This window comes from Ensifer sp. EB106-05-01-XG146 (genome assembly GCF_058791875.1).
Map to the genome: position 1 here is coordinate 1,731,786 of NZ_JBYTDX010000001.1, position 24,622 is coordinate 1,756,407.

A 24,622-nucleotide genomic window follows, 5' to 3' on the forward strand; every position below is an offset into this window, starting at 1 on the left:
GCCGCTCGAAGCGGCCTTTTTCTTGCTTATCCTTCTGCCCGGCGTGCGCCGCGCGTCGCCTCGAAGGCCCGGTTCATATACATGTCGCGCTCATAGACGTCGTTGAAGTACTCGACCACGCCGTCCTTGTTCGGCCAAGCCGTGAAGTAGGCGACGTAGACGGGAACCTTCACCGGAACCTGCAGCGCCTTGTTGCGGCCGCCGGCGATCTCCTTGCCGACATCGTCGACGCTGGTGCCGAGCACGGCCGCCGCCATCAGGCGCGGATCGGCAAGCCGCACGCAGCCATGGCTGAGCGCGCGATTGTCACGCTTGAAGAAGCTCTTCGACGGCGTGTCGTGCATGTAGATCGCGTGACTGTTGGGGAACAGGATCTTCAACTCGCCAAGCGCATTGTCGCTGCTCGGCGGCTGACGCACGGCAACCGATGCGGTCGAGCCGTTCCAGTTGACCGATGCGGACGGGACCGGGCGACCACCGACCTCGACCTGGTAGCCCATCCGGTCGAGATAGTTCGGGTCGCTCCTGAGCTTCGGCAGCATCTCGTTAACGATGATCGACTGCGGCACGCCCCAGTAGGGGTTGACCTCGACCGTCTGGATCTCGTCCTGGAAGAAGTAGGTCTGGTTCGCCTTGGACCCGACGACGACGCGCATGGAGAACTGCTCGGCGCCCTTGTCGGCGTAGGTGGCGGTAAAGGCCGGCTGGTTGATGAAGACGTAGCGGTCGCCGAGACCATCCGGCAGCCAGCGCGCCTGCTCCATGGCGATTTCGAGCTTGTTGATCTTGGAGGCGACCGTGTCGCCGCCCGTCAGGATGCGAAGCGACGCCTGGCCGACGACACCGTCGGCCTTGAGCCCGTGCTCCTGCTGGAAGGCCTCCACCACAGCAACCAGCTCCGGCGTGTATTCCGGCGTGCCCTGGTAGGCGGCAAGAACCGTGGCATGATCGGCCTTCAGCTTCTCCGAGCCCTTGAGGCGGATACCTGCGATGATGTTGGCCAGCTCGGGATTGCTCTGACCCGGCTTCAGCAGCGTGCCGGGCGCGATTTCGACGCGCTGCTCGACGCTCTGCTCGGAGCGCAGCTTCACCAGTTCGGCAGAGAGAGCGGCAAATTGCGCGCTCTTCGGGTTCTGCTCATTGAGAAGCGCGGTCATGTCGCTGCTTGCCGACATCTTGTCGAGAAGCGGTAGCAGATCCACCGTCTTGCGCTTGAAGTCGTGATAGCCGGAGATCTTGTTCGGGTCGATGCGACCGCGCACCGTGTCCTGCACGTAGCTGAGCGTCGCTGCCGAAAGCGCGATCTCGAACTGCACAAGCTCTTTCTCGCGGGCGATCATGTCGCCGCGATCGAACGTATCGGAGGGCACGCTGACGGCATAATCCTGCGGATCGAGGCCGACCTTGGCGGCGTCGGCAAGAACGGCAACCGCCGCCTTCGCCTTGGCGTTGACGCCTTCGGCGCCAATCCAGATGTAATCCATGCGGGCGCCGTAATGGGCTTCGACCGCCTTTGCCACGTCAGCCGAGGCGCGCACATTGATGCCGGGAAGGAATTGCCGCGCGTCAGCCAGCGGCATGCGCAGCACCGGCGGCAGCGCGTCGTTGCGCACGGAGCCGGTGACCAAGGGATCGAGCAGCTTGTCGGTTGCGATCCGACGCAGCGGCTCCGCCTTGTAGGTATAGTATTTCGGGCCGGTGATCTTCGGCAGCGGCTTGGCCGCCTGCTGCGGGTCAGCCATCGTGCCGACGCCGGGGAGCGGCTGGGTCGGTTGCACCTGCTGCGCCTCGGGCTTCTTTCTGCCTGCCCGAATGAAATCGCCGAACGTGAAGGCCGAAGCCGGCCGCGCGTCCATGGTCGCGATCGCACAGCCGCTCATGAGCGCCACGATCGCTGCCGTCTTAAGAACTCTCATATGAAACTACGTCCCCGTATCGCGTTGTCGCCGAATTCGGCTGAAGCCAGATTCTCGCCACGCCCTCGTGCGCTAAAAGTTATAGAAAAGGATGGTGAATGAAAAGGAAACGCGCCGATAACGATCGTCGTCGAACCTCCGTTTAGAATCTCCCCAACGCCTCATTTGCAGGACGTTCAGCGAGCGATAAAAATTTGATCCCACTGGATTTTATTTCGGTGCGCGCGTTGGCACGGGCGGCGGCCGGCGATCGGCGCTGGAAAAGAAGATGGCGTCTGTGACCGAAACATCACAACGCCGCCAAACGCCCGGCAAGGACCGAATCACGGTGACGCGGCATGCGCCCGCCACGCCCAAGGGGTTTCAAACGATTGTAGCATGGCCAGCCATGGACCGCCCCTTTACAAGCTCCAGCCGTCGGGGCAGAGAGAGGCCCGGCACCCTGGAGAGATCGGCCACACGGCCCCTCGCCCAGGCTTGATGAACCGCATGATCAAGGCAGGTATCACGATGACATCGACGCGCACGGAAACAGATACGTTCGGCCCCATCGAAGTGGCAAACGACCGCTATTGGGGCGCCCAGGCCCAGCGTTCGCTCGGCAACTTCAAGATCGGCTGGGAAAAACAGCCGGCCTCGATCGTCCGGGCGCTCGGCATCGTCAAGCAGGCGGCCGCCCGCACCAACCAGGCGCTCGGCCGGCTGGATTCGACCGTCGCCGATGCCATCGTCAAGGCTTCCCAGGAAGTGATCGACGGTAAGCTCAACGACCACTTCCCGCTCGTCGTCTGGCAGACCGGCTCCGGCACGCAGTCGAACATGAACGCCAACGAGGTTATATCGAACCGCGCCATCGAACTGCTCGGCGGCGTCATGGGCTCGAAGAAGCCGGTGCATCCGAACGACCACGTCAACATGAGCCAGTCGTCGAACGACACCTATCCGACGGCCATGCACATCGCCTGCGCCGAGCGCGTCATCCATGATCTGCTGCCGGCGCTGAAGCACCTGCACAAGGCGCTCGAAGCCAAGGTCAAGGCGTTCGACCACATCATCAAGATCGGCCGCACCCACACCCAGGACGCAACGCCGCTGACGCTCGGCCAGGAGTTCTCCGGCTACGCGGCGCAGGTCGCCTCCTCGATCAAGCGCATCGAAATGACGCTGCCGGGCCTTTGCGAACTCGCCCAGGGCGGCACGGCCGTCGGTACCGGCCTCAACGCGCCTGTCGGCTTTGCCGAAAAGGTCGCCGAAGAGATCGCCAAGATCACCGGGATCGCGTTCACCTCGGCGCCGAACAAGTTCGAAGCGCTCGCCGCGCACGATTCCATGGTCTTCAGCCATGGCGCGATCAATGCGACAGCCGCCGCCCTCTTCAAGATCGCCAATGACATCCGCTTCCTCGGCTCCGGCCCGCGCTCGGGTCTTGGCGAACTGTCGCTGCCCGAAAACGAACCTGGCTCGTCGATCATGCCCGGCAAGGTCAACCCGACCCAGTGCGAAGCCCTGACCCAGGTCTGCGTCCAGGTGTTCGGCAACCACGCCGCACTCACCTTCGCCGGCAGCCAGGGCCATTTCGAGCTCAACGTCTTCAACCCGCTGATGGCCTACAACTTCCTGCAGTCGGTGCAGCTGCTGGCCGATGCGGCCGTATCCTTCACCGACAATTGCGTCGTCGGCATCGAGGCACGCGAAGACAACATCAAGGCGGCACTCGACCGCTCGCTGATGCTGGTGACGGCGCTTGCTCCGAAGATCGGCTACGACAACGCCGCCAAGATCGCCAAGACCGCCCACAAGAACGGCACGACGCTGCGCGAAGAAGCAGTCGGCGGCGGCTATGTGACGAACGAAGAGTTCGACGCGGTCGTTCGTCCGGAAACAATGATCAGCCCGGCCTGATCCATTTTGATACACCACGGCGCCTCCAAGGCGCCGTGGCTTTGATGTCGCGAACGCACTGTCGATCGGCAAAATCTGCCGTGATCGGTCATGATGCGGCGGCGCGACGGCGGCAAATATTAAGACTTCGCAAATCATTTGCCCCTAAAAATAATGACCGGTAAGCAGCGTTTCATATTAGGGGGTTTGCAGATGCAAACGGCAAGCTCGGGCAAGGCTCAGACGCCCGATATCGCAGCGCAGGTAACCCATGCGATGCGCATGATGGGCGTGGCGCCCATCCCCCGCAACTACGAGCTCTATTACGAAGCCTATCTCGGCTCCAACCCGCAATTGTCGAAGGAGCTGGCAGCGCTCGGCAGCCGCGCGACCCAGGAAGAACTGGATGCAATCGGCGCGCAGTACTTCAGCCACATCCATCGCTCCACCGGCATCGAACGCGCCCACACCACGCTTGCGGCCAAGCTTGCCGAACTCGTCACCCTGTTGCGCGACGAGCAGTACGCGCTCGAGAACTACAACAAGGTTCTCGACGAAGCCTATGTCAACATCGTCAGCAAGAGCGCGTCGAGCGCCGATATCCTGCGCCACGCAATCGGCATCCTGACCGACGCCACGGCCGAGACGATGAGCCAGGGCAAGGAACGCGTCGAGACTGTCGTGCAGAAGTCCTTCGAGATGGAGGTCATTCGGCAGGAACTCGACGAGTACAAGCGTATCGCCAACACCGACTCGCTGACGCGGCTCGCCAACCGCCGTGCCTTCGACGACAATCTGGCGGCCGTCTACAACAACGAGCACCTGCGAAACTTCACCGGCCTGCTCGTTGCCGACATCGACCATTTCAAGAAGGTCAACGACACCTTCGGCCATCCGGTCGGCGACAAGATCCTTGCGACCGTCGGCGGCGTACTGCGTGCCAACCTGCGCCGCGAAGCCTTCGTCGCGCGCACCGGCGGCGAGGAGTTCGCCATCATCCTCGGCGACAGCAGCCAGGAAGAATGCCTCCAGATCGCCGACCGCATCCGCACCGTGCTGGCCGCAACGCCCTTCCGCAACTCCAAGACCGGCGTCAATTACGGCCCGATCACGCTGTCCGTCGGCGTCTGCATGGCGACGGCCGCCGAAGACCCGGTCGACCTCTACAACAAGGCCGACATCGCGCTCTACTCGGCCAAGAACGCCGGCCGCAACAAGACGGTTCTCTTCGAAGACGGCATGCGCAAGGAATCCGGCCGCAACTGGCTGATCTACCGCCGCTGAGACCGCAGTGCCTACCTGAAATGAAACCGACAACGGGCGCCTTCACGGGCGCCTTTTGCGTTTCATGGGCAACGAGCCCGCTTTCCGCTCAAATGCGTTACCGGCGGCAGGAATCGGCGCCTGCGGCGCGAGCGATTGCGATGATCTCCGGCCGGTACTCGAAGTGCATCGTGTCGAAGTGATACCAGCGGCCGCCCCAGATGAAGCCGTGTTTCTCGAAGGCTTGGACGATGTCCAGCGGATAGCGGTTGCGATAGCCGCCCCTGGCTTTTCCCGCCCAACGCCAATAGTCGGCAAAGCGCGTGTTGATATCGATGGCCGCACCGAAGCTGTGGACCGACAGCGTCGCAGCGCCGGCAATTGGCCGCCAGTTGAAGGTACCGGCACTCGGGCTGAGATAGCGCTTGAGTTCGGCTTGCCGCGAAAGGTCAGCAGCAACAGCCTTCAGCGCCGCCGCCATCCCGTGCTTCCTCGTCACTTGCAGCCGTTCGCCGAACCAGTCCACGCTCACGAGATCCCGCCGGACGGCTGCAGCGCTGCCGCCATAGAGCCGTTTCAGCAGCGCTTCGCTGCGGATGCGCCCCGGGTCGAAATCGACCGCCGGTGGCGTCGCACAGGCGCCGAGCGGATAGATCTGCGACAGGCTGTCCTCGACGTCTCCTGCCGCGAGTTTCTCGGCATGCCTTTTCGCTCGGCCGTCGTCGATGATGATCGGCGGTCCGCCATCCCTGAGGACCAGGGCATTATTCTCGATGCGCTCGATGGCATCAGGGTAGCGGGCTGCCAGCAGCCTGAGCTTCTCCGACAGCAACGGCTCGGTGGCAGACGCCTTGCCGATTAGGAGAGCGAGCAGGAGTGCACCTGTGATTGCTTGCCGCAGCACCCTCGCCTCCAGCCTCTGTGCTTGGCCAATCGTGCCGATCAGCCGGGACGCAGCCTACCACATGGTCTTGGCGGCGCGCTCCGGCCATTCGCGGTCATAGGTGTCACGGTCGAAATCCGCCTTGGCGGCCTTCAGAAGCGTGCCAGGCGTCGGCAGCGATGCCGGATCGAGGAAGCGGTCTGGGTTCCAGAGCTGGGCGCGCATGACGGCGCGGGCGCATTGGAAATAGACCTCACCGATCGTCACGACGATAACGCTGCGCGGATGTTTGCCGTCGACCTCGAAGCTTTCCGTCAAGCCAGGATCGACACTGAGGACCGCCGTGCCGTTGATTCGCATCGTCGTGTTCGAGCCGGGGATCAGGAACATCAGCGCCACGCGCGGATCGCGCACGATATTGGCGAGCGAATCGACGCGGTTGTTGCCGCGCCAGTCCGGAATCAGCACCGTCCTGTCATCGGCGATCCGCACGACGCAATCATCGTCCCCGCGCGGCGAGCAATCCAGGCCCTCCGGACCGACGGTCGCGAGCGCGCAGAAAGGCGATGCCTCGATCATCAGCCGGTATTCAGCCGTCAGCGTCTTGGTGACCTTGGCCACCGATGCTTCGCTGACGCCGCCGTAGAGCGCGTTGAGTTCCTCGACCGAGGCGATGATCGACATACCGTCCTCCAATGCTGCCAAATTTTCCCGGGGAACGATCAGGGCGCTGATCTGCGCGCCGAATCCCGGGCCAGTGACCCTTCGGCCGATAGCATGACAGACTGATGACGAGGTCAACGAAAAATAGTCAGGCGGCGGCTTTTTGATCTTCCGCGTGTATGAAGGCGTTGATCCGCGCAATCACGGGTGCGGCCGAAACAATGCGCCTGTGGCCAAAACCGTTTGCCCAGTGCATCTCGACATTCGGCCCGGCCGCCGCATAACGGCGCGCATGGTCGGCGGAGACTTCCTTGTCGTCTTCCGCATGGATGATGAGCGTCGGCACGGCACGCGCCTGGATCACCCGCGCGGCATCGAAATCATCAAGGCGCCGTCCGGACAGACGCTCGACCACGCCTTCGAAAGCCGCCTGCGCCTTTGGCGACAGGCGAAGGATTTTTCCGAACCCTTTGAAAAGCCAGGTCATCTCGCTCGGCGCGCCGATCAGCACCAGCTTTCTCGGCATATGGCTGTGCACGTCGCAGACGATGCCGCCGGCCGCACAGGCCAGGCTGCCGCCGCCGAAGGAATGGCCGACACAGACGTCGAAATTGCCGAAATGCCGCCAGGCCGCGTCGATCGCTCGAACCGCCGCCGGCATCGTCAGCGTGCGCCCCGGCGAAGCGCCGTGCCCTGGCCAATCGAGCGTCACCACCTCGGCGCCGCCCTTGACCAGGCCGTCGATCATCGCCGCCAGATAGTCGCTGCGCGATCCCCAGCCGTGCACGAGGAGAATGCGCTTGGTGTTGGCAGCCTCGCGCGGTGCGGCGAACTTGCGCGCCAGCACCCAGCCGCCGGCATAGGAGAGCGTCACCGGCTGCCCCCTGGCGATCACCGGGGCTGCAGCCGCAAGCGCCGCCCTTTCCTTGGCATTCTTCGGCCTTCTGCCGGGCGTGAGGGTGAACAGCCTGAAAGCGAGCCGCCCGGCCGCCTCGGGTGAAAACGCGTCGACGCCTTTCAGCGCGTTGCGGATGACCTTGATCGCAAAGGATGCCATAGTGAGAATCTCTAAAAATGTTCAATGCTGAACATAATTGTACAACGATGAACAAAAATCAAGTGACCACAGAACATCATTTTCCCTGGGACCACCCTCGCTTCCGCAGCTGGATCGCGGTTGCCCGTGCCTGCCAATTGATGCAGCAGACGGTAACCCGCGAGATCGCCCATCTCGATATCAAGCCCCCGCATCTCGACATCCTGATCAATCTCTACCGGTTCGACGGCATCTCGCAGCAGGAACTGGCGCGCAAGCTCCTGGTCGGCCGCTCCAACATGAGCATGCTGCTGCCGCATCTGGAAAAACGCGGCCTGATCCTGCGTCGCGGTGACGAGAAGGACAAACGGGTGCTCAGGCTATCGCTGACGCCCGAGGGCCGCACGCTGACGGAGGCCGCGATGGAGATCCACACGGCGCTGATCGAAAGATTGCTCGACGATGAGTCGATCGATGACTGCCTGGTGGTCACCCGCTCCATGGAGCGGCTGATCGGCCTGCTCTTGCGGGAGGAAGGCGAATTGGCCTGAGGTGGGCGCCACGCGGCCGTAGCGCCCCTGAAACCACACGCGGGCGCACGGTCGTCGTCAGCGAGGCTTCTCGGCCTTGTCCCGTGACATGCCCTTCTCCACGAGCTCCTGCTCGTAGCCGGCAAACAGTTCCGCACCCTTTTCGCCGAGTTCGCGCAGGTAGTTCCAGGTGAAGATGCCGGTGTCGTGGAAGTCGTCAAAACCGATGCGCACCGCATAGTTGCCGGTCGGCTGCACCGAAATGATCTGCACGTTGCGCTTGCCGGGCACGGTCACCCGCTGACCGGGACCATGGCCCTGCACTTCGGCCGACGGCGAAAGCACCCGCAGCATCTCGGCCGAGAGATCGAAGGAGGCTCCGTCGTTGAACGTCACCACAAGCCGGTGGCGATCCTTCGACACCCGCAATTCCGTCGGCCAGAATTCGCTCATTTTGCTGCTTCCTTTCGCGTACGACAAACCGGATGCCGGCCATTCGCCGTAATCTGCGTCCCCCGATGCGGCATTGCTCTGAAGGACAACAATGCACTAGCGCAGAAATCGGCGCGCGAGAATTACCCGTCTCTTCCGATCAACACTTTGCGACAGTATGCGCCTTGACGCGACGATCTTCGACGACGACATTGAAGGGGCTGGGAGAAAGACGCTTGAACACAGCAACGATAGACAGATCTGGCGCTCTGCCGCTGGAGCAGAAGACAGCCCCGATGATCGACCCATTCGGCCGGGCGATCACCTATCTGCGCGTGTCCGTTACCGACCGCTGCGATTTCCGCTGCACCTATTGCATGGCCGAGCACATGACCTTCCTGCCGAAGAAGGATCTGCTGACGCTTGAAGAATTGCAGCGTCTCTGTTCCGCCTTCATCGAGAAGGGTGTCCGCAAGCTCAGGCTCACCGGCGGCGAGCCGCTGGTGCGCAAGAACATCATGTTTTTGGTGCGCGAACTCGGTCGCGAGATCGAGGCCGGCCGGCTCGACGAACTGACGCTGACGACCAACGGCTCGCAGCTTGCGAAATATGCCGCCGAGCTTGCAGACTGCGGCGTCAAGCGCATCAACGTCTCGCTCGACACGCTCGACCCGGCAAAGTTTCATCAGATCACCCGCTGGGGCGATCTCTCCAAGGTCCTGGAAGGCATCGACGCAGCCCAGGCGGCCGGCCTGAAGATCAAGATCAATGCCGTTGCGTTGAAAGGCTTCAACGACGCAGAGATTCCCGATCTCATGCGCTGGGCCCATGGCCGCGGCATGGACCTGACCTTGATCGAGACCATGCCGATGGGCGAGATCGAAGAAGATCGGACCGACCACTACATGCCGCTGTCGGAAATGCGCCGGCAACTGGAAGAGCAGTTCACCTTCTCGGAGATTCCCTATCGCACCGGCGGCCCTGCCCGTTACCTCGAGGTGGCGGAAACCGGCGGAAGGCTCGGCCTGATCACGCCGATGACGCATAATTTCTGCGAGAGCTGCAACCGCGTCCGTCTCACCTGCACCGGCACGCTCTATATGTGCCTCGGCCAGAACGACGCGTCCGACCTGCGTACAGCGCTGCGCGCTTCCGAAGACGATGCCTATCTCAGCCAGGTGATCGACGAGGCGATCGGCCGCAAGCCGAAGGGCCACGACTTCATCATCGACCGCGAGCACAACCGCCCGGCGGTTGCCCGCCACATGAGCGTCACCGGCGGCTGATCTTTCATCAGGATACCAATTTGGAAGAACAACCGGCAGGCGGCCCCTCAACCGCCTGCCGGCACCTTCTCCGCGCAGGTGGGGAGAAGGGAATGTGGGGCACACCTTCGTGTCCCCACGTATTCCGCGTGTAAGTGGATAGCGCCTGTATGGGCGCACTTGCCCCTCCGGCACGTTCCCTCGCCCCGCCTGCGGGGAGAGGGTTGGTCAGCGGGTGCCCAAGCCGCCCGCCCGGACACTTAAGCCGCGTAGCTTCGATGCCCCTGTCCGCGGGCGCCGATACCGTCCGTCCCGGTACGGAAGCGTTCGATCTTGTCGTTGAGCGCTTCCACCTGCCGGCGCAGGCCATGGATCTCGGCGGTGTTTTCCTCGACCATCGCGGCGTTCTGCTGGGTGATCATCTCGACCTGATGCACCGCCGAGTTCACCTCGTTGAGACCGGTGTACTGGTCGGCGGCCGAAGCCTCGATGTTGCTGACGAGGTCGTGGATCGTGCCTATGTGGCTGTTGATCACTGTCAGCGCGTCGCCGGTTTCCTGGACGAGAGCGACGCCGCTTCTCACCTGTGCCGAGCTTTCGGAAATCAGCCCCTTGATCTCGCGGGCAGCCCCGGCACAGCGCTGGGCGAGTTCACGCACCTCCTGCGCGACGACGGCAAAACCCCGGCCCGCCTCGCCTGCCCGCGCCGCCTCGACGCCGGCGTTGAGCGCAAGCAGGTTCGTTTGGAAGGCGATCTCGTCGATGACGCCGATGATGGTGCTGATCTTCTCCGAGGAGCGGTTGATCTCGGCCATGGCATCGATCGCCTTGGCGACCACCTGGCCGGAATGCTTGGCGTAGGAGTTGGTCTCGCCGACCGAAACCGTCGTCTTGCGGGCGCTTTCGGCCGTCGCGCGGACGATATCGGTCAATTGACGCAGCGCCCGCGAGCTTTCCTCGAGGGCTGCCGCCTGCTGCTCGGTCCGGCGCGCCAGATCGTCAGCCGACGCGGCGAGATTGCCGGTGCCGCCGGTGATCTCGCCGGTGACAACGCGCACGTCGGCAAGCGTCGCCCGCAGCGCCTCGACCGCATTGTTGTAGGTGCGGGCCATGATCACGTAATCGGCGGGCAGATCCTCGGACATGCCCTCTTCGAGATCGCCATCGGCAAGTGCTGCGAGCACGTCGGAGAGCGCGTTCAGCGCCTGCATCTGCTCGGCCTCGATGCGGGCGCGCTCAGCAGCCCGGCGCGTTTCCTCTTCTGCAGAAAGCGCGCGCGCGGCCTCGGCCTCACGACCAAGCCGGACATTCTCGACCGCATTGTCGCGGAAGACGGCAACCGAGCGCACCATGTCGCCGATCTCGTCGCCGCGGTTGCGGCCTTCGATGGCAACGTCGAGGTCACCATTGGCAAGCCGCGTCATCGTTTCGGTCACGCGCTTCAGCGGACCGCGCAGCGTCTCGACCAGCATCAGGCCACCGATGATGGCGAGCAGCGTGCCGGCGATCATCGCCACGATCGAAACGTCGGCCGAACGCTGGCTGTCGACCTTGCCGGCCTCCTGGGCGCTGCTGACGAAGCTTTCGAGCGTCGTGCTGGCGGCTGCGACCATCGTCGCCGCTTCGCTCTTTGCCGTTTGCCAGCGGCCGCCGACGTCGATCAATGCAGCGGTGTCCTTGTCGATGTTGTCGAGCGACGGGCCGAGCTTACCCGGAAGGTCGCGAAGGGCAGCGTTCTTGCCGCCGAGTTCGCCGAGCTTGGCTGAGGTTTCGCGAACCGCCAGGATGTCGGCCATGACCGGCTCGCGGCCGGCGGCATCGAGCTTGCGATGCAGTTCGCTGATGTGCAGCCGCGTGCTGTCGAGGCCCTTGAAGGTGTCGCCCATCAGCGCGATCAGGGTCTTCAGCTGCGAGATCTCGGCATCCATGCCGACGAAGCGCTTGGCGGCCGTGTCGGAATTCTTCGCGGCCTCCTTGGCAAAGTCCGCTTCGTATTTCGAGAACTTGCTGAGGATCGGCACCAGCGCGTTCTTCTTCGCCTCGTTGTCATCGCCGCCGGCAAGGGTCGCCTGCACCTTCGTTGCCTGATCCTTCAGTTCGGCAATCGGCGCCTGCACCTTTTCCGAGGCGATCTTTTCCGCCTCTTCGATCTGCTTCATGAGATGCGGCAGAAGCTTGTTCGCCTGGTCGATCTTGGCGTCGGGGTTGACGGCCATGGTTACCGGCAGGCGGAATTTCTTGATGCGCTCCGCAAGGCCCTGATAGGCGGCGGCATCGAACAGCAACGCCTTGGCAAAGGCCTCCTTTTCACCCGATTCCTTGCGGATGATGTCGATCTGCTTGTAGGCGCCATTGCCCTGTTCGGTCATGTCGGCAAGAGCCTTGTCGAGCGACGCCGTCACCTGGTCGCGCTCGAGCTTGGTCGCCCAGAGCTTGTCCGTCTGGCTGCGCATGGCTTGACCAAGCGTAAGCACCGAAGCGATTTCCGCCTTGTCCTCGGCACGGGTCAACAGGCCGTCGAGCGTCTTCACGCCGCTTTCCTGTTCGTCGATCTGGGCCGACAGTGCCGTGCGCGTTTCCTCGCTCGGCGCATCGGCAAAAGCCTGCAGCGCGCCGCGCAGCGCCTGGAAATCCGAGAGATTGTTGATGGTTTCCCGCGTCACGGTCATATGGCCGTTGAGCGTGCGGGCAGTGAAGAAGCCGATGAGACCAATGCCGGCGATAAGCGCCACGAGCGGAACCACGAAAAGCAGCACCTTGGTGACGATACGCAGCCGTTGCAGCAAGCGATCGATGAAAGACATTGCGCACCCCTGATTATTCTTATGGGAAGCAGGCCCGCGCGGCGGTTTTTCTTGGCGGAAACACCGATGGGCCATCGGCCGGAGGCTCTCCCAAGCCTCAAGCAAACGTCCCTGGAATGGCCACCCTGCAAGGTTTATTGCGGCGCCACCCCGCCGATCGCGTCATGCGAATGGATGCGGAATTGTGGCGACGATAGGCAGCGAAACTTAAGATTCCGCGAATGAGCTTATGTTCGAACACACCGGCTTTACCGGCATGCGACAGTCTTTCCGGCAAAGGTTCTCCCTCGAAGGCATCTCTTCTACTTGCCGGACAAGAAAAGTCGGGGCGGCATGCGATCCCGTTTGCACAACCCGGCAGCCAATGCTTAAACATTAGGCGATCCATTCACGGATTCGCCTCCCCATCCGCCGGCAGCGCAGGCCGCTTGCCCGGCGTCGCAGGACAGCCAGCATGCAAGCCTCCACCAATTTCCGCGGCATTCTTTTCATGTGCCTGGCGATGGTCACGTTCTCGTGCAACGACGCGCTCGTCAAATCCGTCACCGGCGCAATGAATGTGGGGCAGATCATCTTCGTGCGCGGTTTGCTGACGACGCTGATGGTCGTGCTCGCGGCCTGGCATTTTCGCGCCTTCCGGCCGATCGGAACGCTGATGCGGCCGGTGATCCTCTTGCGCATCGCCATGGAGGCGTTGGCCTCGGTCACCTATATTTCGGCCCTCGGCCAGATCCCGCTCGCCAACGCCTCGGCAATCATGCAGGCGCTTCCCCTGGCCGTCACGCTCGGCGCCGCACTCTTCCTCGGCGAACCGGTCGGCTGGCGCCGCTGGACCGCGATCATCGCCGGCTTCATCGGCGTGCTCATCGTGCTCCGGCCGGGCCCCGAGGGCTTCACGCCGGCGGCGCTGACCGTGGTTGGGTGCGTCTTCGTCACCGCCACCCGCGACCTCTGTACCCGCCGCATCGGCCACGACGTGCCGGCGCTCTACATCACCGTGTCGACTTCGCTCGTCACCACCCTCGTCGGCGCCTTGCTCATCCAGCCGATGGGCGGCTGGCAGCCGATGTCGACGACGACCATCAGCCATATCGCTGCGGCAAGCGTTCTGCTGATGCTCGGCTACCAGACGATCGTGCTGGCGATGCGGGCCGGCGACATTTCGGTGATCGCCCCCTTCCGCTACACCAGCCTGATCTGGTCGATTGCGATCGGCATCTTCTTCTTTGCCGAGGTGCCGGATCACTGGATGCTGGTCGGCGTCGCGATCATCATCGGTTCGGGTCTCTACACCTTCTATCGCGAGACGCTGCGCGGTCGCAAAGCCGTCGCCCAGCGCTCGCTGACCGGCCCACTGGAATAGGAGTCGACAATGCCCGAAAGCCGTCCCTCGCCCCTGATCAGCGCATCCCTGCCCGCCGTCGTCCTTGGCGGCGGATTGTCGCGCCGTATGGGCAGCCCGAAGTTCGGCCTTCAGCTGGGCGGTCAGACGATGTTGACGCGCATCGTCGCCCGGCTCCGGCCTCAGGTGACGAGCGTCGCCGTCAACCTCAACGTCGATCCGGCTGGCGCCATCGACAGAGGCGTGCTCGTCATCGCCGACACAGTCCCCGGTTTTCTCGGCCCGCTTGCTGGCGTGCTGACAGCCATGCGCCATGTCGCGGCGACCAATCCGGCAGCAAGCCACGTCGTCGTTGTTCCGACCGATACGCCGTTCTTTCCGGATGATCTCGTCACCCGAATGGTTGCCGGCCTGACAGAGCACCAGCAGATTGCCGTTGCGGCATCCAACGCGCAGATGCATCCGTTGTTCGGGCTCTGGCCGGTCGCCCTTGCGGACGAGCTTGAGACCTTTCTGACAAGTGACCCGAAGCGCCGCGTCCGCGCCTTCATCGAACGCCACCCTTCGGTAACGGTCGATTTTCCGCTTATCGCGACGGCAGAAGGCGCATTCGATCCGTTCTTCAACGTCAACACGCCCGAGGATCTGACCGACGCGGAGCAATGGTTGCGTTTCTTCGAGGATGACAAAACATGAGCGCCATGAAGATCTTCGGCATCGCCGGCTGGAAGAATTCGGGCAAGACTGGCCTGATGGTACGGCTCGTCACCGAGCTAACGCGGCGCGGCTACATCGTCTCCACCGTCAAGCACGCCCACCACGACTTCGATATCGACAAGGTCGGGGCCGACAGCTACCGTCACCGCGAGGCCGGCGCCCATGAGGTGACGATCGTCTCCGGCACGCGATTTGCCATCATGCACGAATTGCGCGGCGCCCCGGAGCCAGGCTTCAAGGAGATCCTGGCGCGGCTCGCGCCTTGCGATCTCGTCCTCATCGAAGGCTACAAGCGCGAACCGATTCCGAAAGTCGAGGCTCGCCGTCTGGAGTCAGCGAACCGCGAGCCGCTGGCGCCCACCGACCCCCACATCTGCGCAATCGCTGCCGATCATCCGGTAGAAGGCTCCGATCTGCCGGTGTTCGAGCTCGACGACACGGCGGCAATTGCCGATTTCGTCGAGAAGGTCACAGGGTTACAGCGCAAAGGCGTCTGAAATGCGCGAAGGCGCTGCAGGCTCAACGCTGTGAGGCACGGCGATACTCTTCAGGCAGCTTCGCCAGCAACTCCTGCGCTTTCTGCATCCCTTGCGCGGCCGCCTTGGCATACCACTCGGCCGCGGCTGAAAGATCCTGCTCCACCCCATCGCCTCTCGCATAGGCGATACCGAGAAAGAATTGGGCGTCGGCATTTCCTTGCTCCGCCGCCTTGCGGAACCACCTGACGGCAGCCGGAGCGTCAATCTCCACGCCGATGCCATTGAGATAGGCGATGGCGAGATTGAACTGCGCCAAGGCATAACCCTGGTCAGCCGAAAGCTTGTAGAGCCGCGCCGCCTCCTTCGCGTTCTTCTCGATACCTTGGCCATTCGCATACATGACCGCCAGGTTGAATTGCCCTTTGGGATCTCCGCGATCGGCAAGCATCAGGAACCAGCGGTGCGCCTCGGCGTAGTTTTCATCGACGCCGGCACCCGTCAGGTACATGGCGCCGACATTCATCTGCGCTTGCGGGTTTCCCTGTTCTGCCGCCTTCAGGAACAGCTCGAATGCCTGAGCCTCGTCCTTCGCGACACCGCGACCCAGCATGTAGAAGATTGCCAGATCCACCTGCGCCGAGACCATGCCCCGGTCCGCCGCCATGCGGCACCACTTCACCGCCTCCCGATCGTCACGCCCGACGCCGAAGGCGCGCGCGTAGATCGTGCAGAGGAGATTCTGTGCCTGCCCGTTTCCGGCATTCGCAGCAAGCCGCAGCCAGCGATCGCCCTCCTTGGTATCGACCCGCCCGGCCTCGCTGTTGAAATAGAGCCTGCCGGCATTCACCTGCCCTTCGATGTTTCCCTGCTCGGCTGCTCGCACATACCAGTTGAGCGCCTCGGGAACGCTGCGTTCGACACCGGTGCCTCTCTCATACATAACGCCGAGATTGTACTGGGCGCGGGGTTCCCCGCCGACCGCGGCGCGCGACTCCCAGCGGTAGGCCTCCGCGTCATTCCTCAGCGTGCCGTTGCCCTGCAAGTAGGCGACGGCAAGATTGTGCATGGCCGCAACCAGCCCCTGGTCCGCAGCCTTCCGATACCATTCGAAGGCCGCGGCCGGATCGCGCGCCGTTCCGCGCCCCTCCTGAAGCATGTAGCCGAGATTGTATTGGGCCGCGGCATAGCCCTGCTCCGCCGCCAGCCGGTAGTAGGCAACGGCCTGCGCGTCATCCTTGGCGACACCCAATCCCTGTTCGTAGTGAACGCCGATATTGTACTGGGCGGCCGGCGTCTTCTGATCGGCTGAAAGCCGAAACCAGCGAAGCGCCTCGACATAGTTCTGCTTCACACCTTCGGCACCGTTGAAGTAGATCGAGCCGAGCAGGAACTGGGCTTTCGCGTTGCCCTTCGCTGCAGCCCTCCCGTACCAGCCGATGGCTTTCATGAGATCGTGGGCAACACCTTCGCCGGTCTGGTAGCGCATGCCGAGATCGACCTCGGCCTCAACGTCACCGGCCTCGGCGCGGTCCAGCACCTGCTCGAATGGTGGCAGAGCCGTGCCTGCGCCATAGGCACGCGTAGGCAAGGAAGCCTGCACGAGCAGTGCGATAACGAGCCCGAAGACGACACGTTTCATCCACCCCTCCAGAACCAGTCGCATAGGGAGAGAAGCCTAGGGGGACGAACCGGCAACGGAAAACGGATTTCGACGGGCCGCTACTTTGCGTCGAGCAGCGGCCTCGTGGCCGACGAGACATGAACCGCCGCGGAGGGCGCGCCGCATTCACGGCCCACACTTGCGGCTTACGCCAACGGCCTCGGCGTGCGGATATTTTCCGGTATCAGCCGTTGCTGGCGGTCAGTTCGTCGCGCCGACGGTCATTTCGTCCGGAGTGTCGTTCAGTCGCACGAAGCTGTAGCCCTTCGCCTTGAGGTCGAGGATGCCGCGGGCAACGCCGGCGCCGGCGGAATGGGTCGGTTGGTTGATATGGGCGATGATGACGTCGCCGTCCTTGGCGGCGCGAATGCGCTTCTCCGCCATCGCCGCACCCAGCAGCGAGCCACCATCACCGTTCACCGAGTAGCCGGCGATGCGGTAGCCCATGGCGCGGATCTGGCTCATCGACGAATGGGTGTATTTGGCCGTCGCGCCGCGAAACCACTTCGGCGCCGGCAGGCCATGCGCCTTGATTGCGACAGCACCGCCATCGACTTCGGCGGCGACTGCCGCCTCGGAGCCGGCTGCCGCGATGCCATAGACGGAAATCTTCACGTCGATCGGCGGCACGTGCATGGCGCCGTGGTCCTCGATCTCGAATAGATCCGGATGCGCCTTCATCACCTCGACGACGAGGCCGTTGCGCTTCAGCCAGCGCGCGGTGACGAAGATCGTGGCGGGGATGCGGTTTTCGATCAGTGTGCCGAGGATGCGCATGTCGGTGGCGCCGCTGCAGGCGTCAAGCGTCAGCGCCACCCGCGGCGCTCCGCCCTTTCCCTCGGGATTGGCGGGCAGACGCAGATCCGGCTCGACGAGCCCGGGCGCGGCGATGGCCGAATGGGCGAGCGTGGTGGCGGCAACAAGCGCGAGGGAAAAGGCTTTCATGGCAATCCGAGGAAGAAAAATCTGGGAAGGAATGTCAAACGACAGAAACCCGCCTTTTGCGAGGCGGGTTTCCTGCTCTTATCCGGGCAGTCCTGCCCGAAGCTTGATCCGCGCAGCGCCAATCATTTTGGCGCTGCGCGCGCCTTGTTAGCGCTGCGCGAAGCCCTGTTAGCGCTGTGCGACCGGGCGAACCAGCGGGGTCACACGGCGAATGGTGACGCGACGGTTCTGCTGTTCGGCGTCCTGGGTGCGAACCTTCAGGAAGCGCTCGCCATAGCCCTGGGTCGCCAGGTTTTCCGGCGGAATGCCGTAGACCTCGGTCAGCAGCGAGGCAACCGATTCGGCGCGCTTGTCGGAGAGCACCAGGTTTGAGCGGTCCGAGCCGACGGCATCGGTGTGGCCTTCGATGAAGAAGGTTTCACCCGGATCCTTGGCGAGGATCTTCTCCATCGCGGCTGCGACCTTGCGCATGGTCTTGGCCTGCGACATCGACACTTCGGCGCTGCCCGTCGGGAAGGTGATCGTGTCGAGGTCGACGCGGCGCACCTTGTCACGCAGGCGGGCGGAGTGGCGGACTTCGTCCATGGTGTAGACGCGCTCGACACGCTCGACCGGCGGCTCGGCCAGGAACTCGTAGTAGTCGCGATCCGGATCGTCGGAAACGTCGGCGATGTAGTCACGAACCGGGATGCGCAGGCGCATCGGCGGCAGTTCGTAGCCGACGTCGATGATCGCCGGACGCGGACCCTCGTCACGCTCGGGCGCATAGATCATCAGGTATTCGTTGCCGTCGCGGTCGACACGCGAGCGCTGCAGGATGTCGCCGTAACGGTTGTAGACGGTGACGATCCGGTAGCCGCCCGGACGCACGATGGTTTCGCGGGTACGACCGCGCGGAAGCTGATCGTAGTAAGTCTCTTCCGCATCGTAACGCAGGCGCGGACGGTCGTCGCCACGCACGAAGATCTGGTCGCCGACACCGAGGATCACCCGGTTGTCGACCTGCTCGACGATCTTTACCTCGGTGATGTTGTTGGTGATGTTGTTGACCGTCGTGTTGTTGTTGATCACCGTGTTGTTGATAACAGTGTTGTTGACGATGTTGGTCGTCTCCGGAACCACGAAGACCGGAGCCTCATCGACGCGCGTCCCCTTTTCGTTGAGGTTCGCTTCGATCTTCTGCGGTAGGTCGGCCGGCATCTCGGCAGCAATCGCAGCCTGCGCTGCGGCATCGTCGGCCGGCGGAGGGGCGTCCTCTTCCTTGGCGCGCAGTTCCTCACGCAGCTTCTGGCGCTCTTCGCGCGCCTGGTTGCCGCCGGCATTGTCGGCGTCCTTGTCGCTGTCGAGCACGGCAGCACCGTTTTCGACCGGCAGCACGACGGTTTCGTCGGTCGCGGCCGGATCATCGGCGATCTTCACCTTCTCTTCTTCCGTGCGGGTGTCGACCACTTCCGGAGCCGGCTGCTGCACCTGTGGCTGCTCGGCCGTTACCGGCTGCTCCGTGCCGGGCACGGGCTGACCTTCGCCGGTCTGCGGCTGCTCGGTACCCGGGACCGGCTGTCCCTCGCCCGTCTGTGGCTGTTCGGCACCAGGCACCGGCTGGCCCTCGCCAGTCTGCGGCTGCGGCTCGACGGCGGGAGCGGTTTCGCCACCAGCCTTCGGCTCTTCGGCAGCCTTCTGCTCGTCAGCAGCCTTCTGCTCGTCAGCGGCCTTCTGTTCGTCAGCAGCCTTCTGTTCGTCAGCGGCCTTCTGCTCTTCAGCGGCCTTCTGCTCTTCAGCGGCCTTCTGCTCGTCGGCGGCCTTCTGCTCTTCAGCGGCCTTCTGCTCGTCGGCGGCCTTCTGCTCTTCAGCGGCCTTCTGCTCTTCAGCGGCCTTCTGCTCTTCGGCGGCCTTCTGCTCTTCGGCAGCCTTCTGTTCGTCAGCGGCCTTCTGCTCGTCGGCGGCCTTCTGTTCCTCTGCAGCCTTCTGCTCTTCGGCCGCCTTCTGCTCTTCAGCAGCCTTGCGGGCAGCCTCTTCCTCAGCAGCCTTCTGCTGCTCGGCAGCCTGACGTGCGGCTTCTTCTTCAGCAGCCTTCTGCTGTTCGGCAGCTTGGCGTGCGGCTTCTTCTTCAGCAGCCTTCTGCTGCTCGGCAGCCTGGCGCGCAGCTTCTTCCTCAGCGGCCTTCTGCTGCTCGGCGGCCTGGCGCGCTGCCTCTTCTTCAGCGGCACGCTGCTGCTCGGCGGCCTGACGGGCAGCCTCTTCCTCAGCAGCACGCTGCTGCTCGGCAGCTTGGCGTGCAGCTTCTTCTTCAGCGGCGCGCTGCTGTTCGGCAGCCTGGCGCGCGGCTTCTTCTTCCGCCTGGCGCTGCTTCTGCAGCAGCAGTTCCTCGTCGGATTGGCCACCGCCCTCCTGTGCAACCTCGAATGGCTTCATCAGGCTGTCGGCCACCGCGGGCGGAACCGCCACGGACACCGACAGCACCGGCAGCGCGACGGTCGCGAACAGCTTGGATCGAATCGACATTTTGTCTTCCTTCCTCTTCCTGGGAGGTCCTGGCCCGCATCCTCTCGTCAACCTGTGACACGCTGAAGAAGAGAATGCGAACACGAATACTTACGGGGCCTTGACCCAAGGTTTCGGCTTTTTTGTGTTGGCCGCGAGACGCGCGGTCCAATGCAACGCCCAAACCGCGAACCGGTTCCTTGACAAGGGCTAGCGGAGGCAAGATTAACCGCCGCTGAACGCCCCGTTCATGTTTCTCCCGCGCGGAAAACCACAATCATCGGTCGAAACTTGATTCCCGTTGAGCGCCTTCGCTTTCCTGTTGATTTTTAGTGGAAAAGAGTACGAATATCGCCACAACCGGCGGCAGACGCCCCGGCTGAAATTGGCATCCGCGAAAAACAACAATGCCGGATGTCGACCAACAGAGAGGACTATCATGCGTATTTCCAAGCGGCTGGCAGCCGCCGCATCGGCTGCCGTTTTCGTGCTCATGGCAGGCTCGGCCATGGCCGACGGCGAAAAGGTCGTGATCGGCACGGAAGGCGCTTACCCGCCCTTCAACAACCTGGAAGCGGACGGCACGCTGACGGGCTTCGACATCGACATCGCCAAGGCGCTGTGCGTGGAAATGAAGGCCGAGTGCACTTTCGTGACGCAGGACTGGGACGGCATCATTCCGGCGCTCATCGCCAAGAAGTTCGACGCCATCATCGCGTCCATGTCGATCACCGCCGAGCGCAAGGAAAAGGTCGACTTCACCAACAAGTACTACAACACCCCGCCGGCAATCGTCGTGCCGAAGGATTCGCCGATCACCGAGGCAACCGCAGCCGCCCTTCAGGGCAAGGCGCTCGGCGCGCAAGGCTCGACCACCCATTCCAACTATGCCGAAGCGCATATGAAGGGTGCCGAAATCAAGCTCTATCCGACGGCTGATGAGTACAAGCTCGACATCGCCAACGGCCGTATCGACGCAGTCATCGACGACGTCGTCGTGCTCTCGGAATGGCTGAAGACCGCTGACGGCGCCTGCTGCAAGCTGCTCGGCACCCTGCCGATCGACCCCGTTATCAACGGCGACGGCGCCGGTATCGCGGTCCGCAAGGGCGACGATGCGCTGCGCGAGAAGTTCAACAAGGCGATCGAGGCGATCCGCGCCAACGGCAAGTACAAGGAAATCAACGAAAAGTACTTCCCATTCGACGTTTATGGCAGCTGATTGACGGTTTCCGGTGCGAATCCATAGTGAATCATGCCGGAAAAACGTCGGTTGATGCGAAAATTGCAACGGCGGATGGCTTGCCCTTCCGCCGTTTTTGTTTGACAAGTGCCTAAAACAAAGCGCGATCGATACGCATAAAAACAGCGCAAAAGGGGAAATCTCTGACATGAGCGGGTTGTTTGCCGGCTTCTATTCCATCCTCTCCTGGATCGGATCGATCGTCGATCCATTCTGCGGCCCGGTCGGGGTCTTTACCTGGCTCGCACCTGGCACGCTTCTCGCCTGCGGTGACACCGGATGGGGCGACGATATCGCCCACGGCTTCGTCATTACCGCGAGCCTTGCCATCGCAACGCTGCCCGTCGGCCTGTTGATCGGCTTCTTCATCGCGCTGGGCAAGCAGTCCGAAGAGCGCACGGTTCGGCTCGCGTCGAACATTTACACGACGATCTTCCGCGGCCTGCCCGAACTGCTGACGCTCTTCATCGTCTATTACGGCTTGCAGATCCTCGTTCAACAACTGCTGGCATCGCTCGGCTACGACGGTCCGGTCGAGATCAATGCCTTCTTCGCCGGCATGATCGCACTCGGCGTCGTCTTCTCCGCCTATTGCTCGGAGGTGCTGCTGTCGGCTTTCAAGGCCATCCCGCATGGACAATACGAAGCCGGTGACGCCCTTGGCTTGCATCGCGGCCGCACCATGCGCCTCATCATCCTGCCGCAGCTCGTGCGCATCGCCCTGCCCGGTCTCGGCAATCTCTGGATGGCGCTGCTCAAGGACACCGCCCTCGTCTCGGTCGTCGGCCTGACCGACATCCTGCGCCAGACCGGCATTGCCGCCCGCGTGACCAAGCAGGCCTTCGAATTCTACGGTGTTGCCTGCGTGCTCTTCCTGATCCTCGCGATGATTTCCTCGATCGTCTTCTCCTACATTGAACGGCGAACCAAACGTGCGGAGATGGGCCGATGAGTGTCGTTGCAACGATGATCCCGCCGCAGGCGCCGCCGCCGGTTCCGCCGAAGCCCTACACGCTCACCCGCTTCGTCGGCAGCGTTGCGCTCGGCATCTGGCTGGCACTCGGCGTCGGTATCTTCCTGACCGTGGTCGGCGGCTGGGATCCGGACAAGTTTGCCAAATACGGCCCGCGCTTCATCAACGGCCTCGGCGTCACGTTGATGCTGGTCGGCCTTTCGATCGTCATGGGCGCCATCCTTTCGCTGCCGATCGCCTTTGCCCGCATGTCGAAGAACAAGGTCCTGTCGTGGTTCGCCTACGGATACGTCTACTTCTTCCGCGGCACGCCGCTGCTGGCACAGCTCTTCCTCATCTACTACGGCCTCGGCAGCTTTCGCCCGCAGCTGGAAGCGGTCGGCCTGTGGTGGTTCTTCCGCGACGCGTGGAACTGCGCGATCTTCGCTTTCACGCTCAACACTGCGGCCTACCAGGCGGAAATCCTGCGCGGCGCGATCGAGAGCGTGCCGCGCGGCCAGCGCGAAGGCGCTGACGCGCTTGGCCTTCCCCAGCGCGTCGCCTTCTGGAAGATCATCCTGCCGCAGGCAATGATCGTGGCGCTGCGCCCCTACGGCAACGAGATCATCCTGATGATCAAGGGCTCGGCGATCGTCGCGATCGTCACCGTCTTCGATCTCATGGGCGAAACCCGCTATGCCTTCTCGCGTACCTTCGACTTCCAGATGTATATCTGGGCAGCCATTCTCTACCTCATCATGGTCGAGATCCTGCGCAACATCTGGAGCCTGCTGGAAGCGCGGCTGACCCGCCATCTGAAGCGATAGGCTTTCTACGTCGGTTTCGAACAAAGCTTGGCAGCACTCCCTAAGAGAGGCTGCCAAGCTTTTGTTATTTCACGAGAAAGTTTCACTTCGGGACAAATATTAGCCCTTGATTAACAAATCAGGCGTTTCATCATAGGGACCAACCTTTGCGAGAAGTGAGGTCCACATGACGAACGAGATGGAACTTCAGCTCAAGGGCTACGGACTGACGACGGCGCAGATCCTCTACCACCTGCCCGACCATCCGGCCTTCCTGCAAACCTATATCTGGCAGCACTACGACATTGCGCCGGACTTCCCCGAAATGCGCAGCTTCCTGAAATTCTGGGAAGAGAAACTGGACGGGCCGCTGCATTCGGTGCGCTACGTGCACCGCAAGCTGATCTCGGCCACCGAATGGCGCGCACTGAAGGGCGAGCTCATTCTGCACTGAGAGCCGCCGACGGCGACCGCTCTCTGTCACCAGGAACCCTGGATCGGCGAGGCGTGACGCCCGGCGCCCTCAGACATGCACCTCCCCATGCGCGAGTTCGCCTTCGCGCGGCTCCTTGTGCAGCGAGCCGTAGAGCACCAGCCCGTAAAACACGATGACACCAACAATCACCGGCCAGCCGGGCAAGGGACCGAGGGCCGCATTCTGGGCGACGTCCATCCAGGAGCGCACGTGGCCGAAGGGCTCGCCATTGGTGGAGATCTTCGGCGAGGAAATCTTCAGCGCCCACGCGAGCAGCAGGATCAGATACATCCAGCAATAATTGCGCTGCAGCCGGCGGCAAAGCGCCTCGCGGTAGCTCATCAGGAAAGCGGGCTTGCGCAGGCTCTTGGCGATCGACGCCGCCCAATTGAGGTTCGGCGTGCCATCGGGCGCCAGGATCTGGGCGAAGTAGCCGCGCTCCAATTGCCGTACCCGGGCGCGATAGACGTCGAAGAAGCGATAGCGCCGGGCTTCGATCAGGAGCAAGAGCGTAATCAGCAGCATGGCGAAGAGCAGCACGCCATGATGCGACGACGGTGTCGACAGCGAGACCGAGAGCAGCGCCGCAACGACGGTGATTGCCCAGTTGGAGGTCCGGTCGATGCGGTCGCGCCAGCCGGCCATGCGCCCCATTTCGCCGCGATAATAGTGTACCACCGCGTTGATCTGCTCCTGCGACGTCTGCGGCAAGGGCGGGCCTTTCGGCTCCTTCGTTTCGGCGCTCAAGATCAGCGGCCCAAGCTCGGCGGACATCGGCATTCCTCCCGTCTTTTCTTATGCTTGCGATGATGACTCCTTTCCTGTCGCCGATAAATCCCGATGGCGCCG

21 protein-coding genes are annotated in these 24,622 nt (G+C 62.9%); 11 read left to right on the top strand and 10 right to left on the bottom strand.

The genetic code is table 11. The features are described from left to right. Positions 1–26: 26 nt before the first annotated feature. Complete coding sequence (locus AC3WVQ_RS08510) at positions 27–1,916, bottom strand: L,D-transpeptidase family protein (RefSeq protein ID WP_110819188.1); 1,890 nt, start codon at positions 1,914–1,916, stop codon at positions 27–29. A gap of 510 nt (positions 1,917–2,426) precedes the next feature. Here AC3WVQ_RS08510 and fumC point away from each other — a divergent pair. Together fumC and AC3WVQ_RS08520 are read left to right on the top strand one after the other, a co-directional pair. Further along, entirely contained in the window at positions 2,427–3,818 is a 1,392-nt protein-coding gene (gene fumC / locus AC3WVQ_RS08515) for a class II fumarate hydratase (RefSeq protein ID WP_034795294.1), read from the top strand. Positions 3,819–4,010: 192 nt separating this feature from the next. Beyond that, positions 4,011–5,081: a GGDEF domain-containing protein gene (locus tag AC3WVQ_RS08520; protein ID WP_034795108.1), complete on the top strand. Its 1,071-nt coding sequence runs from the start codon at positions 4,011–4,013 to the stop codon at positions 5,079–5,081. 97 nt (positions 5,082–5,178) lie between these two features. On the opposite strand, the gene AC3WVQ_RS08525 is transcribed toward AC3WVQ_RS08520, so the two are convergent. The 3 genes from AC3WVQ_RS08525 to AC3WVQ_RS08535 all read right to left on the bottom strand — a co-directional run bounded on the left by AC3WVQ_RS08525 (position 5,179) and on the right by AC3WVQ_RS08535 (position 7,663). Next, positions 5,179–5,964, bottom strand: a complete 786-nt coding sequence (locus AC3WVQ_RS08525; RefSeq protein ID WP_110819189.1) for a M15 family metallopeptidase — start codon at positions 5,962–5,964, stop codon at positions 5,179–5,181. Between the two features lie 54 nt (positions 5,965–6,018). Then, positions 6,019–6,627, bottom strand: a complete 609-nt coding sequence (locus AC3WVQ_RS08530) for a pyridoxamine 5'-phosphate oxidase family protein (protein WP_034795114.1) — start codon at positions 6,625–6,627, stop codon at positions 6,019–6,021. A gap of 127 nt (positions 6,628–6,754) precedes the next feature. After that, positions 6,755–7,663, bottom strand: coding sequence for an alpha/beta fold hydrolase (locus AC3WVQ_RS08535; RefSeq protein ID WP_060520681.1), 909 nt, complete (start codon positions 7,661–7,663; stop codon positions 6,755–6,757). A gap of 47 nt (positions 7,664–7,710) precedes the next feature. Here AC3WVQ_RS08535 and AC3WVQ_RS08540 point away from each other — a divergent pair, with 47 nt between their 5' ends. Continuing rightward, positions 7,711–8,193 carry a MarR family winged helix-turn-helix transcriptional regulator gene (locus AC3WVQ_RS08540; RefSeq protein WP_034795119.1) on the top strand — a complete coding sequence of 161 codons (483 nt, stop codon included), beginning with the start codon at positions 7,711–7,713 and terminating at the stop codon, positions 8,191–8,193. A 57-nt stretch (positions 8,194–8,250) separates the two neighbouring features. On the opposite strand, the gene AC3WVQ_RS08545 is transcribed toward AC3WVQ_RS08540, so the two are convergent. Beyond that, a complete protein-coding gene (locus tag AC3WVQ_RS08545) occupies positions 8,251–8,625 on the bottom strand; it encodes a gamma-butyrobetaine hydroxylase family protein (protein WP_090293915.1) in 375 nt (124 codons plus the stop codon). Positions 8,626–8,840: 215 nt separating this feature from the next. Between AC3WVQ_RS08545 and moaA the strand changes: the two genes are divergently transcribed. Then, a complete protein-coding gene (moaA, locus tag AC3WVQ_RS08550) occupies positions 8,841–9,890 on the top strand; it encodes a GTP 3',8-cyclase MoaA (protein WP_110819190.1) in 1,050 nt (349 codons plus the stop codon). A gap of 239 nt (positions 9,891–10,129) precedes the next feature. Here the strand turns inward: moaA and AC3WVQ_RS08555 are convergent, their stop codons facing one another. Further along, the gene (locus tag AC3WVQ_RS08555) at positions 10,130–12,673 is read right to left on the bottom strand and encodes a methyl-accepting chemotaxis protein (protein WP_090293917.1); all 2,544 of its coding nucleotides are present in this window, start codon (positions 12,671–12,673) and stop codon (positions 10,130–10,132) included. A gap of 454 nt (positions 12,674–13,127) precedes the next feature. Here AC3WVQ_RS08555 and AC3WVQ_RS08560 point away from each other — a divergent pair, with 454 nt between their 5' ends. Genes AC3WVQ_RS08560 through mobB form a run of 3 tightly spaced genes read left to right on the top strand, consistent with a single transcriptional unit; the run spans position 13,128 to position 15,229 of the window. Next, positions 13,128–14,036, top strand: coding sequence for a DMT family transporter (locus tag AC3WVQ_RS08560; protein ID WP_060528791.1), 909 nt, complete (start codon positions 13,128–13,130; stop codon positions 14,034–14,036). Between the two features lie 9 nt (positions 14,037–14,045). Next, positions 14,046–14,711 (top strand): molybdenum cofactor guanylyltransferase MobA, encoded by a 666-nt coding sequence (mobA, locus tag AC3WVQ_RS08565; protein WP_090293918.1) that lies wholly within the window; start codon positions 14,046–14,048, stop codon positions 14,709–14,711. After that, complete coding sequence (gene mobB, locus AC3WVQ_RS08570) at positions 14,708–15,229, top strand: molybdopterin-guanine dinucleotide biosynthesis protein B (RefSeq protein WP_090293920.1); 522 nt, start codon at positions 14,708–14,710, stop codon at positions 15,227–15,229. Before mobA ends, mobB begins: the two co-directional genes overlap by 4 nt. 22 nt (positions 15,230–15,251) lie before the next feature. On the opposite strand, the gene AC3WVQ_RS08575 is transcribed toward mobB, so the two are convergent. The 3 genes from AC3WVQ_RS08575 to AC3WVQ_RS08585 all read right to left on the bottom strand — a co-directional run bounded on the left by AC3WVQ_RS08575 (position 15,252) and on the right by AC3WVQ_RS08585 (position 20,318). Beyond that, positions 15,252–16,850 carry a tetratricopeptide repeat protein gene (locus AC3WVQ_RS08575; RefSeq protein ID WP_162731913.1) on the bottom strand — a complete coding sequence of 533 codons (1,599 nt, stop codon included), beginning with the start codon at positions 16,848–16,850 and terminating at the stop codon, positions 15,252–15,254. A 222-nt stretch (positions 16,851–17,072) separates the two neighbouring features. Continuing rightward, a complete protein-coding gene (locus AC3WVQ_RS08580) occupies positions 17,073–17,816 on the bottom strand; it encodes a polysaccharide deacetylase family protein (RefSeq protein ID WP_110819192.1) in 744 nt (247 codons plus the stop codon). Between the two features lie 168 nt (positions 17,817–17,984). After that, complete coding sequence (locus tag AC3WVQ_RS08585; RefSeq protein ID WP_492382691.1) at positions 17,985–20,318, bottom strand: OmpA family protein; 2,334 nt, start codon at positions 20,316–20,318, stop codon at positions 17,985–17,987. Positions 20,319–20,736: 418 nt separating this feature from the next. Here AC3WVQ_RS08585 and AC3WVQ_RS08590 point away from each other — a divergent pair, with 418 nt between their 5' ends. The 4 genes from AC3WVQ_RS08590 to AC3WVQ_RS08605 all read left to right on the top strand — a co-directional run bounded on the left by AC3WVQ_RS08590 (position 20,737) and on the right by AC3WVQ_RS08605 (position 23,752). Further along, entirely contained in the window at positions 20,737–21,519 is a 783-nt protein-coding gene (locus AC3WVQ_RS08590; protein ID WP_034795139.1) for an ABC transporter substrate-binding protein, read from the top strand. A 169-nt stretch (positions 21,520–21,688) separates the two neighbouring features. After that, positions 21,689–22,492, top strand: coding sequence for an ABC transporter permease (locus tag AC3WVQ_RS08595; protein ID WP_034795142.1), 804 nt, complete (start codon positions 21,689–21,691; stop codon positions 22,490–22,492). Beyond that, complete coding sequence (locus AC3WVQ_RS08600; protein ID WP_060520672.1) at positions 22,489–23,319, top strand: ABC transporter permease; 831 nt, start codon at positions 22,489–22,491, stop codon at positions 23,317–23,319. Before AC3WVQ_RS08595 ends, AC3WVQ_RS08600 begins: the two co-directional genes overlap by 4 nt. 166 nt (positions 23,320–23,485) lie before the next feature. Continuing rightward, positions 23,486–23,752 (top strand): usg protein, encoded by a 267-nt coding sequence (locus AC3WVQ_RS08605; protein ID WP_034795148.1) that lies wholly within the window; start codon positions 23,486–23,488, stop codon positions 23,750–23,752. Between the two features lie 69 nt (positions 23,753–23,821). Here the strand turns inward: AC3WVQ_RS08605 and AC3WVQ_RS08610 are convergent, their stop codons facing one another. Then, positions 23,822–24,547, bottom strand: a complete 726-nt coding sequence (locus AC3WVQ_RS08610; RefSeq protein ID WP_034795151.1) for a DUF2270 domain-containing protein — start codon at positions 24,545–24,547, stop codon at positions 23,822–23,824. Positions 24,548–24,622 lie beyond the last annotated feature (75 nt).